Source organism: Janibacter hoylei PVAS-1, assembly GCF_000297495.1.
Taxonomy (GTDB): Bacteria; Actinomycetota; Actinomycetes; order Actinomycetales; family Dermatophilaceae; genus Janibacter; species Janibacter hoylei.
In genome coordinates this window covers 48,273-63,070 of the sequence record NZ_ALWX01000016.1, presented here as the reverse complement: position 1 = coordinate 63,070, position 14,798 = coordinate 48,273, and the positions used below count along the sequence as shown (strand labels likewise).

Below are 14,798 nucleotides of genomic sequence, written 5' to 3'. Positions count from 1 at the left end.
GGCGAAGGGAGCCCCGCGCGCCCCCCGTCGGGGCGCCGGCGAGCGCGACGACCGCGAGGACGAGGGTGGCAGCGCCCCCGACGACGGCGACGAAGGCGGCCAGGGTGCCCCGTCGGGCGATGCCCAGGGTGAGCGCGGCGGTCAGGCTCGGCAGCGCGAGCAGGGCCCAGGCCGTCATCCGGCGTCCTGTGACAGGTCGATGTGGGCGCGGCGCCGGTAGGCCGCGACGATGACGGCCAGGGCGATGACGACCTCGGCTGCCGCGATGGTGATGACGAAGAGCGTGAGCACCTGGCCGGACCACGTGCCGTCCGCGCCGAGGGCGCCCGCGGTGACGAGGAGCAGGCCGCCGCCGGCGAGCACGAGCTCGGCGCCGACGAGGAAGAGGACGGCGTGGCGGCGGGCGAGCATGCCGTAGAGCCCGAGCGCGACGAGCACGCAGGCGAGCGTGTAGGGGCCGGCGGTGTGGATCATCGCTCCTCCCCCGGCGGGGTCGCGGTGAGGCCGGAGACGGCGAAGGCCCCGACGAGGGCGGCGAGCAGCAGTAGCGAGAGCAGCTCGAAGGGCCACACCCACGTCGAGAAGATCTGACGGGCCAGCTCGTCAGTGCCGCCGGGGCGCAGCTCGGCGCGTGCGGCGGTCGGCAGGAGCACGGAGGCGATGAGGGCGCCGGTGCCCGCGCCGACGAGCGCGGCGAGCACCCGGTGGCCTGGGCCGGTCGAGTGCTCGGTGCGCGGGCCGATGGGTGCCCGGGTCAGCATGAGCGCGACGACGACGAGGACGACGACGGCCCCGACGTAGACGAGCACCTGCACGAGGGCGACGAGCTCGGCGCCCAGCACGAGGTAGCAGCCGGCGAGCCCGAGCAGGGCGACGACGAGCCAGAGTGCCGAGTGGACGACCTGGCGGGTGGTCACCGCGAGCGCGGCGGCGGCAGCGGTCACGAGCCCGGTGGCGGCGAAGGCGAGGTCGAGACCGGTCACCGGCGTCCCCCGCGGGCCGGTTTGTTGGCGGAGGTCACCTCGGGCGCCTCGGCGGCGCCGGGGTCGAGCGGCGGCGGTGCCGGCACGTCGGCCGCCCACTGCCCGAGGCGCTCCTTCTCGTGGAGGAGGTCACGGATGTCGGTCTCGGCGTACTCGAACTGCGGGCTCCAGAAGAGGGCGTCGAAGGGGCAGACCTCGATGCAGATGCCGCAGTACATGCACAGCGAGAAGTCGATGGCGAAGCGGTCGAGGACATTGCGCTGACGGGCCCGGCCCCCTTCCTTCGCCGGCGGCACCTCCTCCTTGTGCGAGTCGATGTGGATGCACCAGTCGGGGCACTCGCGGGCGCAGAGCATGCACGAGGTGCAGTTGCTCTCGACGAGGGCGATGACGCCGCGCGAGCGGGCCGGCAGCTCGGGGGCGACGTCGGGGTACTCGGCCGTGTGCGGCCGGGAGAAGAGCTGGCGGGCGGTCGTGGCCATGCCGGTGACGAGCCCGGGGACGAAGTCCTTGCTCACGCGGTCACCACCACCCCGACGGCCGTGAGGCCGAGCTGGGCGAGCGCGAGCGGCACGAGCACCGTCCACGCGAGCCGCTGCAGCTGGTCCTCACGCATCCGCGGCCACGAGACCCGCACCCAGATGATGAGCAGCACGACGAGCGCCCCCTTGAGCAGGGTCCACAGCCAGCCGAGCTGGTCGGCGAAGGGCCCCTGCCAGCCCCCGAGCCACAGGATGCCGAAGAGCAGCCCCATGACGACCATCCCGGCGTACTCGGCGAGCATGAAGAAGGCGAAGCGCAGCCCGGTGTACTCGGTCCACGGACCCATGACGACCTCGCTGTCGGCGATCGGTGCGTCGAAGGGGGGTCGCTGCAGCTCCGCGGTCGCGGCCACGAGGAAGACGACCGCCCCGGGCAGCTGCCACAGCAGCCACCACGGCGACCAGGCCTCGACGACCCCGGCGAGGGAGAGCGTGCCGGCAGCCATGGCGATCGAGGCCACGGACAGGACGAGGGGCAGCTCGTAGGCGAGCAGCTGTGCGGCAGAGCGCATCCCGCCGACGAGGGCGTACTTATTGGCGCTCGCCCACCCGGCCATGAGGGTGCCGAGCACCCCGACCCCGGTCACGGCGAGCACGAGCAGCAGGCTGCCCGGCACCTCGGCCGCGGCGACCCCGGGGTGGACGGGCAGCAGCGCGATGGCGATGAGGTAGGGCACGAGCGCGACGGCCGGCGCGAGGCGGAAGACGGCCCGGTCCGCGGCCGCGGGGGTGATGTCCTCCTTCTGCACGAACTTCACGCCGTCGGCGACGAGCTGGGCCCAGCCGTGGAATCCGCCGGCGTACATCGGGCCGAGGCGGCCCTGCATGTGCGCCATGACCTTGTGCTCGGTCTGGCCCGCGGCGAGGGGCAGGACGAGCACGGCGGCGAGCGCCGCGAGTGAGCGGAGGGAGATCTCGAGCAGGCTCATGGCGCCCCCACCACACCACACGCTCCCTGAGGAGGTCGCCCGGCGACCGTCTCGAAGGGAGTCATGACTGCCCCCACTCCGGCCCGGGCACGCCGGGCGCGGAGACGCGGCGCCGGCTGGGCGACTTCGCCGAGTGGCCCTCGCCGGGCTCCTTGCCACCCGGCCACGGCCGGGTGGCGCGTGAGGCGAGGACGAAGGACTTGCGCAGCGGCGTGCCCTCGAAGCCGTCCGGCAGGAGCAGCGGCCGCAGCCCGAGGCCGGTGCCGTCGGCGAAGCCGTCGAAGTGCTGGCCGAACATCTCGTGCGTCTCGCGCTCGTGCCACGCCGCACCGGCGAAGATCCCGGTGAGGCTGTGCAGGGACTCGCCCAGGGGCACCCGGGTGCGCATGAGCAGGGTCCGCTGGTCCCGCTCGGGGGTCGGGCGCGGGTCGATGAGGTGGCAGACGACGTCGAGGCCGGGGTCATCGGCGCGGTCGCTCTCGTCGACGGCGCTCAGCCAGTCGAAGAAGGTGTAGCCGCGGTCGCGCGCGTCACCGACGGCTCGCAGCCACTCCGGTGGGGAGACGGTGAGGTCCTCCTGGGGCACGTCAGACCCCCTTCGTCGGGCGTCGCAGGAGGCCGCGGCGCACCTCGCCGGCCGCCGCGGACCGGTGGCCGGCGTAGCGGGCGCGCAGCGCCGGGGTCGAGAGCGACTCGGCGGCGATCTTGTCCTGGAGGGTGAGGATCCCGTGGAGCAGCGCCTCGGGGCGCGGCGGGCAGCCGGGGACGTAGACGTCGACGGGGATGAGCTGGTCGACCCCCTTCGTCACGGAGTAGCTGTCCCAGTAGGGGCCGCCGGAGTTGGAGCAGGCGCCGAAGGAGATGACGTACTTCGGCTCGGGCATCTGGTCGTACAGCCGGCGGATCGCCGGCGCCATCTTGTCGGTGACCGTGCCGGAGACGACCATGAGGTCGGCCTGGCGCGGGCCGGGGGCGAAGGGGATGACCCCGAGCCGGATGAAGTCGTGCCGCGCCATCGACGCGGCGATGAACTCGATGGCGCAGCAAGCCAGCCCGAAGTTGAAGACCCACAGCGAGTAGCGCCGGCCCCAGTTGAGGACGACCTTCATCGGGCGCGGGGCATGGGCGCCCACGGCACCCACGCGCGGCATCGGCAGGTCGGTCGTCACGCGGTCACCACCTCAGGTCCACCGCAGCAGCCCGCGGCGCACGGCGTGCACGAGACCCAGCAGGACGACCCCGATGAAGATCGCCACCTCGAGCAGGCTGACGAGCCCGAGGTCGGTGCGCAGCACGAGGGCCCACGGGAAGAGGTAGACCGCGTCGACGGCGAAGACGACGTAGAGGAAGGCGTAGGCGAGGTAGCGCACCCGGGTCTGGGCCCAGTCCTGCCCGACGGGGTCGACACCGGACTCATAGGTCGTCAGCTTGGCGCGGGTGGGGGCCGCAGGGGCGATGAGGCGACGGGCGGTGTAGGCCGCGACGACGAGCAGCACGCCCACGACGAGCGTGCCGGCGACGACGAGGTAACCATCCACGCCCCGCACCCTATCCGCGCCGCCCGCCGAATCGGCGCCGGCAAGGCCACCACGGCGAGGCCCGATCCTCTAGGTTGCGACCCACCAGGTGGGCAACTTCGCCTACCGACCACGGGAGGAAAGACACGTGCGATCACGTACAGCAGCCGCCACCGCGGCCGCCGCGACCGCTGCCCTGGCACTCGCCACCGTCGCCACGGGCCCGAGCCACGCGGAGGAACCCACCGCGTCGGACCGGATGACCACCGCAGTCACCGTCGAGGGGGTCACCGAGCACCTGCAGGCCCTGCAGGACATCGCCGACGCCAACGACGGCAACCGCGGCGCCGGCACCTCGGGCTACGAGGCGAGCGCCGCCTACGTCGAGGAGACCCTCGAGGAGGCCGGCTACACGACGCAGCGGCAGGAGTTCTCCTTCGTCTACGAGGAGGTCCACGAGGACAGCCTGACGGAGGTCGCCCCCGACGCGCGGACCGTCGAGGCGGTCCCGATGTCGTACAGCCAGCCGACCCCCGACGAGGGCGTCTCCGCCGAGCTCGTCGCGCCGAGCACCGCCACCGGCTGCACCGCCGACGAGTACGACGGGGTCGACGCCACCGACAAGATCGCCATCGTCGAGCGCGGCGTGTGCCCTTTCGGCGACAAGGCCATAGCGGCCAAGGCCGCCGGCGCTGACGCCGTGATCATCGCCAACAACACCGACGGCGTGCTCAACGGCACTCTCGGCGGCGTCGACGAGGACGGCGTCCCGGCCACCGGCATCACCCAGTCCGAGGGCGCGGCCCTGCTCGCCAAGATGGAGAGCGGTCCGGTGACGATGAAGCTCGTGCTCACCAAGACGATGGAGGAGCGCCAGACCTTCAACGTCATCGCGGAGACCGACGAGGGCAGCAGCGACGACGTCGTCATGGTCGGCGCCCACCTCGACAGCGTCCACGACGGCGCGGGGATCAACGACAACGGCTCCGGCACGGCGGCGATCCTCGAGACCGCGGTCCAGCTCAAGGCGGTCGGCGGCCAGCACCGCAACAAGGTGCGCTTCGCCTTCTGGGGCGCCGAGGAGCTCGGCCTGCTCGGCTCCGACCACTACGTCGCCGACCTGCAGGCCAACGACCCGCAGGGGCTGGAGAGCATCTCCTCCTACCTCAACTTCGACATGGTGGGCTCGCCCAACCACATCATCGGTGTCTACGACGCCGACCAGTCGACCTACGAGGCCCCGGTCGAGGTGCCCGAGGGCTCCGCCGACATCGAGGCCGTCCTCACCGACTACTTCGACGGCATCGACCAGGCCTGGGTCGACACCGAGTTCTCCGGGCGCAGCGACTACTCCGCCTTCATCGCGGCCGGCATCCCGGCCTCCGGTCTCTTCACCGGGGCCGACGGGATCAAGACGCAGGAGGAGGTGGCGCTCTTCGGTGGCACCGCGGGGATCCAGCACGACCCCAACTACCACACGCCGCAGGACGACATCGACAACATCAACAGCGAGGCGCTCGACGTCAACAGCGACGCCATCGCCCACGCGACGATCACCCTCGCCGAGCCGATCATCGAGGACCCGGGCACCGACGAGCCCGGCACCGACGAGCCGGGCACCGACGAGCCGGGCACCGACGAGCCGGGCACGGAGGAGCCAGAGCGTCCCGACGTCGTCCAGACCGACGGCACCGGCACGGATGGCGGCGCGGCCGGCGCCCTGCTGCTCGCCGCGCTCGGCGCGGGCGGCGTCCTCGTGGCCCGACGGCGGGCGCTGCAGGACTGACCCGGTCGCAGCACGGGCGAAGGGGGACGGCGCGGCCGTCCCCCTTCGTCGTGCCGGGGGTGGGGCTGGCCCCACCGCGACCCGGCGGCGCACCGCATGGTCCCGGCACCCTCCGAGCGGGCAGAGTTGACCCCGACACCACAGGAGGCACCCATGACCGAGCACCCGCAGACCCCGCCCCAGCAGGGGGCGCCCTACACCCCGCAGCCGCTCTCGCCGACCGAGGAGCGCAACCTCGGGTTGATCGCCCACCTCGTGCCCGCGGTCCTGCTGCCGCTGAGCGCCGGCACCCTCGGCTTCCTCGGGTCGCTCGTCATCTACCTCATGTACAAGGACCGCGGGCCCTTCGTCCGCCAGCACGCGGCCAACAGCCTCAACGTGCAGATCATCACCGCGATCCTGCTGCTGGCCTCGACCGTGCTGATGATCGTCTTCATCGGCTTCCTGACCTACGGTCTCGTCATCGTCGTCGCGACCGTCATCCACGTCATCGGCGCGGTCAAGGCCAACAACGGCGAGTGGTGGACCCCACCGCTCACCCCGCAGCTGGTGAAGTGACCGCGAGCGCGACCGGGGTCGTCGTCGCCGGGCACGGCGTCGCCTCCGGCCGGGCGGGCGACTCCCCCTTCGCCGCCGGGACGATCGAGCTCCAGGCCCCGCACTTCCGGGCGCGGGGCCTGGAGCTCTCGGCGTACCTGCTCGCGACGGTCAACGTCGACCTCGCGCCGTGGCGGCTGGTCCTGCGGGAGCCGCGGTGGACCTTCGCCGACGTCGAGTGGACCCGGGTGCACCCGCCGGAGACCTTTTCCTTCGTCGAGTGCACGGTGACCCGTGACGGCGCCGCCGTCGACGGGCTCGTCTACCACCCGCACCCGGAGACCAAGCCGATGCACCACCAGCCGTCGACGGTCGTCGAGCTGCTGCTGCCGCACCTGCCGGGGCTGACGCCGGGCGAGACCCTCACGCTGCAGGTCGACCCGCGTCAGGCCGTGCTCACCGACCGGTGACGAGCACCTCGGTCAGCTCGGCATCGACCCGGCGGCTCCGGACCCCCTTCGGCGTGGGTCCGGAGCCTTCGTCCATAACGTGACGTTATCCATCTCATAACGTGACCGACTGAAATCGGAAGGCAGGTCCGCCTTACCATGGACGGACGCCCCGGGGGACCCCGCGGCACGACCGACCTGCAAGGGGCACGACCACCCACCATGAGCAGCACAGCGACAGCCCAGGCCAAGGACCGCGTCATCATCCGCTTCGCCGGTGACTCCGGTGACGGCATGCAGATGACGGGAGACCGGTTCACCGCCGACAGCGCCGCGCTGGGCAACGACCTGTCGACCCTGCCGAACTTCCCCGCGGAGATCCGCGCCCCCCAGGGCACGATCCCGGGCGTCAGCTCCTTCCAGCTGCACTTCGCCAGCTGGGACATCCTCACCCCGGGCGACGCCCCCGACGTGCTCGTCGCGATGAACCCCGCGGCCCTCAAGGCCAATCTCGCCGACGTGCCCCGCGGCGCGACGATCATCGTCAACACCGACGAGTTCACCACGCGCAACCTCAAGAAGGTCGGCTGGACCACCAGCCCGGTCGACGACGACACCCTCGAGTCCTGGCACGTCCACGCCCTGCCCCTGACGTCGATCACCGTCGAGGCGCTCGCCGACTTCGACTCGCTGACGCGCAAGGAGAAGGAGCGGGCGAAGAACATGTTCGCCCTCGGCCTGCTGTCGTGGATGTACTCGCGCCCGACGAGCGCGACCGAGGACTTCCTCACCTCGAAGTTCGGCGCCAAGCCCGACATCCTCGCCGCCAACCTCGCCGCCCTGCGCGCCGGCTGGAACTACGGCGAGACGACCGAGGACTTCGCCGTCCCCTTCACCGTCGCAGCCGCACCCACCCCGCCCGGCACCTACCGCAACATCACCGGCAACACCGCACTCTCCCTCGGCCTCGTCGCCGGTGCGCACCGCGCCGGCCGCCCGCTCGTGCTCGGCTCCTACCCGATCACTCCTGCGAGCGACATCCTCCACGCCCTCTCCGGCTTCAAGCGCCACGGCGTGACGACCGTGCAGGCCGAGGACGAGATCGCCGGCATCGGCGTCGCGCTCGGCGCCTCCTTCGGCGGCGCGGTCGGGGTGACGACGACGTCCGGCCCGGGCGTCGCGCTGAAGTCGGAGACGATCGGCCTGGCCGTGAGCCTCGAGCTGCCGCTCGTCATCGTCGACGTCCAGCGCGGCGGGCCCTCGACCGGCCTGCCGACCAAGACCGAGCAGTCCGACCTGCTGCAGGCGATGTTCGGCCGCAACGGCGAGTCGCCCGTGCCGATCATCGCCCCGCAGACCTCGGCCGACTGCTTCGACGCGGCCCTGGAGGCCGTGCGGATCGCGACGGTCTACCGCACCCCCGTCTTCGTGCTCTCCGACGGCTACCTGGCCAACGGTTCCGAGCCCTGGCAGGTGCCGCAGGTCGCGGACCTGCCGAGCTTCCCCGCCGAGCTGGCCACCGAGCCCAATGCCACGGACGCGAAGGGCAATCCCACCTTCCACCCCTACGTCCGGGACGAGGCGACGCTGGCCCGCCCGTGGGCGGTGCCCGGCACGCCCGGTCTCGAGCACCGCATCGGTGGCATCGAGAAGGACGCCGTCACCGGCAACATCTCCTACGACCCCGACAACCACGACCTCATGGTCCGCACCCGCCAGGCCAAGGTCGACAAGATCGCCGACTCCATCGGCGACCTCGAGGTCGACGACCCGAGCGGCGAGGCCAAGGTCCTCGTCCTCGGCTGGGGCTCGACCTACGGGCCCAACCTCGCGGCGGTGCGCCGCCTGCGCTCGGCCGGCAAGGCCGTCGCCCACGCGCACCTGCGCCACCTGAACCCCTTCCCGGCCAACACCGGCGAGGTCCTCGCCCGCTACGACCGCGTCATCGTCCCCGAGATGAACCTCGGGCAGCTGGCGATGCTGCTGCGCGCGAAGTACCTCGTCGACGTCCGGTCCCACACCTCGGTCCGCGGCCTGCCCTTCAAGGTCGCCGACCTGGCCGAGGTCATCGACGCAGCCCTCCAGGAGGTCTGAGCATGAGCATCGATCTCGGCATCCCCACGGTCGCCTCCGGCACCGACGGCGTCCCCACCCTCCCCGAGGGCGAGAAGCAGACCCGCAAGGACTTCGCCTCCGACCAGGAGGTGCGCTGGTGCCCGGGGTGCGGCGACTACGCCATCCTCGCGGCCGTCCAGGGCTTCCTGCCCGAGCTGGGCCTGCGCAAGGAAAACATCACCTTCGTCTCCGGTATCGGCTGCTCCTCGCGGTTCCCGTACTACCTCGACACGTACGGCATGCACTCGATCCACGGTCGCGCGCCGGCGATCGCGACGGGTCTGGCGACGAGCCGCCCCGACCTGTCCGTGTGGGTCGTGACGGGTGACGGCGACGCCCTCTCGATCGGTGGCAACCACCTCATCCACGCGATGCGGCGCAACGTCAACATGACGATCCTGCTCTTCAACAACCGCATCTACGGCCTGACCAAGGGGCAGTACAGCCCGACCTCGCAGCCGGGCCTGGTGACGAAATCTTCGCCGATGGGCAGCGTGGACGCCCCCTTCAACCCGGTCTCGCTCGCGCTCGGCGCGGAGGGCACCTTCGTCGCGCGGACGATGGACTCCGACCGCAAGCACCTCACCGAGGTGCTCAAGGCGGCGGCCGCCCACCGCGGCACGTCGATCGTCGAGATCTACCAGAACTGCCCGATCTTCAACGACGGCGCCTTCGAGCTCATCAAGGACGTCGAGCAGCAGAAGGCACGCCTGGTCCACCTGCGCGACGGCGAGCCCGTCGCCATCGGTGACGAGGGCGAGCGCGAGCTGCTGGTCCGTGGCGAAGGGGGGTCCGTCCGCTTCGTGCCGGAGGCCGAGGTCGCCGGCCAGGGCCTCGCCGACCACGTCATCGTCCACGACGTGACGCTCTCCGACCCGAGCCAGGCCTTCTCGATCAGCCGGCTCGACTCCGAGTCGATGACGCACGTGCCGATGGGCATCTTCCGCGCGGTCGAGCGCCCCACCTACGACGACCAGACCCGCGCCCAGGTCGAGTCGGCGATCGATCTCGCCGGCGGCCCGGCCACCGACGACGACCTCCAGTCCCTGCTCCACGGCAAGGACACCTGGACCGTCGAGTGACCCCGCGCGCATTTCCCTAGGGAAATGCGGACCCAGGGCGCATTTCCTTAGGGAAATACGGACCCAGGGCGCATTTCCCTAGGGAGATGCGCGGTCAGGGGCCGAGCACGCGGTCCAGGTAGTCGTTGGTCAGGACCCGCTCGGGGTCCAGCCGGTCCCGCAGGGCGACGAAGTCGCCGTGACGCGGGTAGAGGTCGGCGAGCTGCTCGGCGCCCAGGCCGTGTAGCTTGCCCCAGTGCGGGCGGCCGGCGTGCGCTGCCACGATCTCCTCGAAGGCCGCGAAGTAGGCCCGGCGGTCACCCCGGTGGTACTGGTGCACCGCGACATAGGCATTGGCCCGCTCGTACCCCGTCGACAGCCACATGTCGTCGGGCGCGGCCACCCGCACCTCGACGGGGAAGCTGATCGGCTCGCGGTGCCGCTCGACCCAGGCGACGAGGTCGGTGAGCACGTCGGCGACGGCCTCGCGCGGCACGGCGTACTCCGACTCGACGAAGCGCACCGTCCGCGGCGTCACGAAGACCTCGTGCGAGGGCGCCGTGTACGACCGCTCGGTGAGCGCCCGGGCCGCGACCGCGTTGAAGGGCAGCACCGCCCGCGGCACCGCGGTGAGCACCCGGTTGGCCGCGCCGAAGACGGTGTTGGACAGCAGCTCGTCGTCGAGGCGACGCCGCCAGGGGGCGAGCGGCTCGCCGACGTCGTCGGCGATGAGGTCGTTGGCCTTGGTCTGCACCCGCCGCGTCCCGGGGAACCAGTAGAGCTCGAAGTGCCGGTGGGCGTCGAAGTGCTCCTGGATGCGCGGCAGCACCGCGTCGAGCGAGTCCGGCCGCTCGACCGCCCGCAGGCGGTAGGCCGGCAGGCAGGCCAGCTCGATCTCGGTGACCACCCCGAGGGCCCCGAGGCCGACGCGGGCCGCGCCGAAGAGCTCGGGGTCGCTCTCGTCGACCCAGCGGCTCGCGCCGTCGGGGGTGACGAGGCGCAGACCGACGATGCCGGCGGACAGCCCCGGGAGGGTGGCCCCGGTGCCGTGCGTGCCGGTCGAAGTGGCCCCGGCGAGGGTCTGGGCGTCGATGTCGCCGAGGTTGGGCATGGCCAGCCCCAGCAGGTCGAGGGCCCGGTTGAGGACGCGAAGGGGGGTCCCCGCCAGCACCCGCACGTGTCCGGTGGCCCGGTCGGCGGCGACGATGCCGCTCAGGTGCCTCAGGCTCAGCCGGGTGTCGCCGGCCTGCGCGATGGGCGTGAAGGAGTGCCCGCTGCCGACGGGGCGGATCCGCCGGCCGGCTGCGGCGCTCGAGTGCACCATCTCGACGAGCTCGTCCTGGGTGCGCGGGCTGAGCACGGCCGCCGAGTCGGTGACATTGCCCGCCCAGTTCGACCAGCTGGCGCTGTGGCGGCCGGTCATCCGAAGGTCCTTCCCTCGCCGCGGTAGGTCGGGACGACGTCGACGACCTCGTCCCCGCTGATGACGACGTACTCGTCGAAGCGCTCGGCGAGCTCGCCCGCCTTGGCATGCCGCCACCACACGCGATCACCGATCGCGAGGTCACGAGCGGCCTTGCCCCGCAGGGGAGTCTGCACCTCACCTGCACCCTCGGTGCCGATGAGTCGCAGGCCCTCCGGGTGGTGCACCGACGGGACCCGCGAGTCCCCGGCCGGCCCCGAGGCGATGTAGCCGCCGGAGAAGCAGGTGACGACGTCGGCCGCCGGGCGCCGCACGACGGGCAGGGCGAAGGCCACCGCGGGGTGCGGGGTGAAGGCGTCGTAGCCGTCGAAGAGCGTCGGCCCGATGAGCCCGGACCCCGCGGCCAGCTCGGTGAGCGAGGGATCGGCCCCCGTCACCTCGAGCGAGCCGGTGCCACCGCCGTTGACGATCTCCAGCGGTCCGACGACGGACTCGACTGCCGAGCGCACCCGACCGCGACGGCGTCGCAGCGAGGCATCGCTGCGTGCCTTGACGAGCCGGACCGCCGGCGAGCTGTCGGGCAGCCCGGCGATCTGGGCGTCGTAGAACATCACGCCGACGACGGCGAAGCCGGCCGCCCGCGCGGCCTGCGCGACCTTCGCCGCGGCCCGCGGGCTGCGCGTGGGGCTCCGCCGCACCCCGAGGTGGACCGGGCCGATGCGCAGGGAGGCGTCGACGTCGACGACGACGCGCAGCGGGACCCCCTTCGGCAGCCAGCGGCGCAGCGCGTCGACGTGCTCCACCGAGTCGACGACGACGGAGACCTGGGTCAGAGCATGCTCGTCCGCGGCCAGCCGGTCCAGCGCCTCCCGGTCGGCCGTCGGGTAGGCGACGAAGACATCACGCACGCCCTCCCCCACGAGCCACAGCGCCTCGGGAAGGGCGTAGGACATCACCCCCGCGAAGCCCTCGCGGGCCAGCGCCCGCTCGAGCAGGTACCGCACCCGGATCGACTTGCTCGCCACCCGGATCGGCCGGCCGGCGGCCCGCCGCACGAGGTCGGCGGCATTGGCGTCGAAGGCATCGAGGTCGACGACGGCGAAGGGGGCCGACCGCCCGGCCGTCGCCCGGTCCCACACAGCAGCTCTGCTCACGCCATTGATGTTACCCACAGGTCACTACATGTGACATTCGGGTGAGCGTCACCTGCACGCCACCTCGGCGACGCCGGGGGTGACCTTCGCCTCCCTAGGTTTTCGCCCGTCCCTTGCGCCACCCCGCCCACCCCGGGCCCTCGGAGGAGAAGTCATGACGCCACCCCGCAACGACCGCACCCTGCTGCCGCTGGCCGCAGGCCACCGGGACGGCGGCCGCTCCGCCGCCACCTGCCTGTGGAAGTGCAACGACGCGTGCAGCAAGCCGGTCCCCAACACCTCGGACAACGAGTACTTCGGTGACGTCGTGGCCGCGTCGCGCCGCTCGGTGCTCAAGGCCGGTGGCGCCGCCGCCGCGCTCGCCGGTCTGACGACCGCCGCCGGCACCGCGCTCGCCGAGCCCGCCGTCGCCGCCCCCCGGGCCGGGCAAGACCGCCCCCCTTCGGCTTCATCGGGATCGACCCGGTCAACGCCGGCACCGACGAGGTCGTCGTGCCCGAGGGCTTCCGCTGGGCCCCGATCATCGCCTGGGGCGACCCGGTCCTCGCCGGTGCCCCCGCCTTCGACTTCGACCACCAGACGGCCGCCGCCCAGGCCGGTCAGATGGGCTACAACTGCGACTACGTCGGCGTCCTGCGCAACGGCAGCGCCAACCAGGCCGTGCTCGTCGTCAACAACGAGTACACCAACAACGAGCTGATGTTCCACGGCTACACCGACGCCGCGTCGCTCACCGACGACCAGGTGCAGATCACGATGAACGCCCACGGCATGACCGTCGTGGAGATGACCCGCAAGAACGCCAACAGCAAGTGGGTCTACACCAAGGCGGCCCCGCTCAACCGCCGCATCACCGCCGAGACCCCCTTCGAGCTCGTCGGTCCGGCCCGCGGCAGCGACCTCGTCAAGACCTCCGCCGACCCGGCCGGCACGACGCCGCTCGGCACCTTCGGCAACTGCGCTGGCGGCACCACCCCGTGGGGGACCATCCTCTCCGGCGAGGAAAACTTCAACGGCTACTTCACCCAGCCGGCCGCACCCTCCGACGACCTGGCCGGCGAGGCCGCCGCCCGCTACGGCCTGGCCGGTGGCAGCGCCGCGCAGCACAACTGGGACCGCCTCGACGACCGCTTCGACCTGACCAAGGAGCCCAACGAGGCCCACCGCCACGGCTGGATCGTCGAGGTCAACCCCTTCGAGCCCGACGCCAAGCCGCGCAAGCTGAGCGCGCTCGGCCGCTTCAAGCACGAGGGCGCCAACGTCGTCGTCGCCGGCGACGGCCGGGTCGTCGTCTACATGGGTGACGACGAGCGCTTCGACTACATGTACAAGTTCGTCTCCGCGGGCACCTACGTCGAGGGCGACGCCGCCGCCAACCGCACGCTCCTCGACGAGGGCGACCTGTACGTCGCGAAGTTCACCGGCAACGGGACCGGGGACGGACTCCACGACGGCACCGGCGAGTGGCTGCCCCTCGTCGTCGACGGCGAGTCCCAGGTCGACGGCATGAGCCTCGAGGAGGTCCTCGTCTTCACCCGGCTGGCCGCCGACAAGGTCGGCCCGACGAAGATGGACCGCCCCGAGGACGTCGAGGTCAACCTCGTCAACGGCCGCGTCTACGCCGCCCTGACCAACAACTCCAAGCGCGCTCCCGGTCAGGTCGACGAGGCCAACCCCCGCGCGAAGAACAAGCACGGTCAGGTCCTCGAGATCACCCCGCGCTCGGGCGACCACACGGTTACCGCCTTCGACTGGAAGCTCGTGCTCATCTGCGGCGACCCGAGCGACCCGGAGACCTACTTCAACGGCTACGACAAGTCGCAGGTCAGCCCGATCTCCTGCCCCGACAACGTCGCCTTCGACAGCTCGGGCAACCTGTGGATCTCGACGGACGGCAATGCGCTCGGCCACTGCGACGGCATGTACCTCATGCCGCTCGAGGGCGAGCACACCGGCCACCTGCAGCAATTCCTCTCCGTCCCGGCCTTCTCCGAGTGCTGCGGCCCGCTCATCGAGTGGGACGACCGCGTCGTCTTCGCGGCGATCCAGCACCCGGGCGAGGACGACGGCGCGAGCACGACCAATGTCCGCAGCCGCTTCCCCTACACGGGCAACACGCAGCCGCGTCCCGCGGTGATCATGGTGTGGCCCGAGGCGAGCAACGAGCCGAAGCCTCCGAAGGCGCCCAAGCCCCCGAAGGAGCCCAAGCCGCCCAAGGGCCACAAGCCCCCGAAGGGCGACACGCCTCGCGGCCCGGTCATCGAGACCGACCGCGTCTGACCCCACCACTCGGGCGGGCCGT

At 72.0% G+C, this 14,798-nt stretch carries 15 protein-coding genes; 6 read left to right on the top strand and 9 right to left on the bottom strand.

Going from position 1 to position 14,798, the window contains the following annotated elements; translation table 11 throughout:
* Positions 1–174: 174 nt before the first annotated feature.
* The 7 genes from nuoK to B277_RS04425 all read right to left on the bottom strand — a co-directional run bounded on the left by nuoK (position 175) and on the right by B277_RS04425 (position 3,992).
* Positions 175–474 carry an NADH-quinone oxidoreductase subunit NuoK gene (gene nuoK, locus B277_RS04455; protein WP_007925622.1) on the bottom strand — a complete coding sequence of 100 codons (300 nt, stop codon included), beginning with the start codon at positions 472–474 and terminating at the stop codon, positions 175–177.
* On the bottom strand, positions 471–983 hold the full coding sequence (locus B277_RS04450; protein ID WP_007925620.1) for an NADH-quinone oxidoreductase subunit J family protein: 513 nt from the start codon (positions 981–983) through the stop codon (positions 471–473). The genes nuoK and B277_RS04450 overlap by 4 nt, the downstream gene beginning before the upstream one ends.
* Positions 980–1,501: a NuoI/complex I 23 kDa subunit family protein gene (locus B277_RS04445; RefSeq protein WP_007925618.1), complete on the bottom strand. Its 522-nt coding sequence runs from the start codon at positions 1,499–1,501 to the stop codon at positions 980–982. Before B277_RS04445 ends, B277_RS04450 begins: the two co-directional genes overlap by 4 nt.
* Positions 1,498–2,454 (bottom strand): NADH-quinone oxidoreductase subunit NuoH, encoded by a 957-nt coding sequence (nuoH, locus tag B277_RS04440; RefSeq protein ID WP_007925617.1) that lies wholly within the window; start codon positions 2,452–2,454, stop codon positions 1,498–1,500. The genes B277_RS04445 and nuoH overlap by 4 nt, the downstream gene beginning before the upstream one ends.
* Positions 2,455–2,515: 61 nt before the next feature.
* The gene (locus B277_RS04435) at positions 2,516–3,040 is read right to left on the bottom strand and encodes an NADH-quinone oxidoreductase subunit C (RefSeq protein WP_007925615.1); all 525 of its coding nucleotides are present in this window, start codon (positions 3,038–3,040) and stop codon (positions 2,516–2,518) included.
* A gap of 1 nt (position 3,041) precedes the next feature.
* Positions 3,042–3,605, bottom strand: a complete 564-nt coding sequence (locus B277_RS04430) for an NADH-quinone oxidoreductase subunit B (RefSeq protein WP_051987866.1) — start codon at positions 3,603–3,605, stop codon at positions 3,042–3,044.
* Between the two features lie 30 nt (positions 3,606–3,635).
* Entirely contained in the window at positions 3,636–3,992 is a 357-nt protein-coding gene (locus B277_RS04425; RefSeq protein WP_007925610.1) for an NADH-quinone oxidoreductase subunit A, read from the bottom strand.
* A gap of 127 nt (positions 3,993–4,119) precedes the next feature.
* Between B277_RS04425 and B277_RS04420 the strand changes: the two genes are divergently transcribed.
* The 5 genes from B277_RS04420 (at position 4,120) to B277_RS04400 (ending at position 9,940) form a co-directional block, all read left to right on the top strand.
* The gene (locus B277_RS04420) at positions 4,120–5,757 is read left to right on the top strand and encodes a M20/M25/M40 family metallo-hydrolase (RefSeq protein WP_238148189.1); all 1,638 of its coding nucleotides are present in this window, start codon (positions 4,120–4,122) and stop codon (positions 5,755–5,757) included.
* A 153-nt stretch (positions 5,758–5,910) separates the two neighbouring features.
* Entirely contained in the window at positions 5,911–6,315 is a 405-nt protein-coding gene (locus B277_RS04415; RefSeq protein WP_007925608.1) for a DUF4870 domain-containing protein, read from the top strand.
* Complete coding sequence (locus B277_RS04410; RefSeq protein ID WP_007925607.1) at positions 6,312–6,764, top strand: hypothetical protein; 453 nt, start codon at positions 6,312–6,314, stop codon at positions 6,762–6,764. Before B277_RS04415 ends, B277_RS04410 begins: the two co-directional genes overlap by 4 nt.
* A gap of 201 nt (positions 6,765–6,965) precedes the next feature.
* On the top strand, positions 6,966–8,837 hold the full coding sequence (locus B277_RS04405; RefSeq protein WP_007925606.1) for a 2-oxoacid:acceptor oxidoreductase subunit alpha: 1,872 nt from the start codon (positions 6,966–6,968) through the stop codon (positions 8,835–8,837).
* 2 nt (positions 8,838–8,839) lie between these two features.
* The gene (locus tag B277_RS04400) at positions 8,840–9,940 is read left to right on the top strand and encodes a 2-oxoacid:ferredoxin oxidoreductase subunit beta (RefSeq protein ID WP_007925605.1); all 1,101 of its coding nucleotides are present in this window, start codon (positions 8,840–8,842) and stop codon (positions 9,938–9,940) included.
* 94 nt (positions 9,941–10,034) lie between these two features.
* Here the strand turns inward: B277_RS04400 and B277_RS04395 are convergent, their stop codons facing one another.
* Both B277_RS04395 and B277_RS04390 read right to left on the bottom strand, forming a co-directional pair.
* The gene (locus B277_RS04395; protein ID WP_007925603.1) at positions 10,035–11,342 is read right to left on the bottom strand and encodes a D-arabinono-1,4-lactone oxidase; all 1,308 of its coding nucleotides are present in this window, start codon (positions 11,340–11,342) and stop codon (positions 10,035–10,037) included.
* Positions 11,339–12,496 (bottom strand): alanine racemase, encoded by a 1,158-nt coding sequence (locus B277_RS04390; RefSeq protein ID WP_128277246.1) that lies wholly within the window; start codon positions 12,494–12,496, stop codon positions 11,339–11,341. The genes B277_RS04395 and B277_RS04390 overlap by 4 nt, the downstream gene beginning before the upstream one ends.
* Positions 12,497–12,988: 492 nt before the next feature.
* On the opposite strand from B277_RS04390, the gene B277_RS04385 reads away from it, so the two are divergent.
* On the top strand, positions 12,989–14,776 hold the full coding sequence (locus B277_RS04385; protein WP_007925600.1) for a PhoX family protein: 1,788 nt from the start codon (positions 12,989–12,991) through the stop codon (positions 14,774–14,776).
* Positions 14,777–14,798 lie beyond the last annotated feature (22 nt).

Bases quoted from the DNA above. Each gene is read 5' to 3' on its own strand.
- nuoK (WP_007925622.1), bottom strand. From the start codon at position 474: ATGATCCACACCGCCGGCCCCTACACGCTCGCCTGCGTGCTCGTCGCG.
- nuoH (WP_007925617.1), bottom strand. From the start codon at position 2,454: ATGAGCCTGCTCGAGATCTCCCTCCGCTCACTCGCGGCGCTCGCCGCC.
- B277_RS04430 (WP_051987866.1), bottom strand. From the start codon at position 3,605: ATGCCGCGCGTGGGTGCCGTGGGCGCCCATGCCCCGCGCCCGATGAAG.
- B277_RS04415 (WP_007925608.1), top strand. From the start codon at position 5,911: ATGACCGAGCACCCGCAGACCCCGCCCCAGCAGGGGGCGCCCTACACC.
- B277_RS04405 (WP_007925606.1), top strand. From the start codon at position 6,966: ATGAGCAGCACAGCGACAGCCCAGGCCAAGGACCGCGTCATCATCCGC.
- B277_RS04400 (WP_007925605.1), top strand. From the start codon at position 8,840: ATGAGCATCGATCTCGGCATCCCCACGGTCGCCTCCGGCACCGACGGC.
- B277_RS04395 (WP_007925603.1), bottom strand. From the start codon at position 11,342: ATGACCGGCCGCCACAGCGCCAGCTGGTCGAACTGGGCGGGCAATGTC.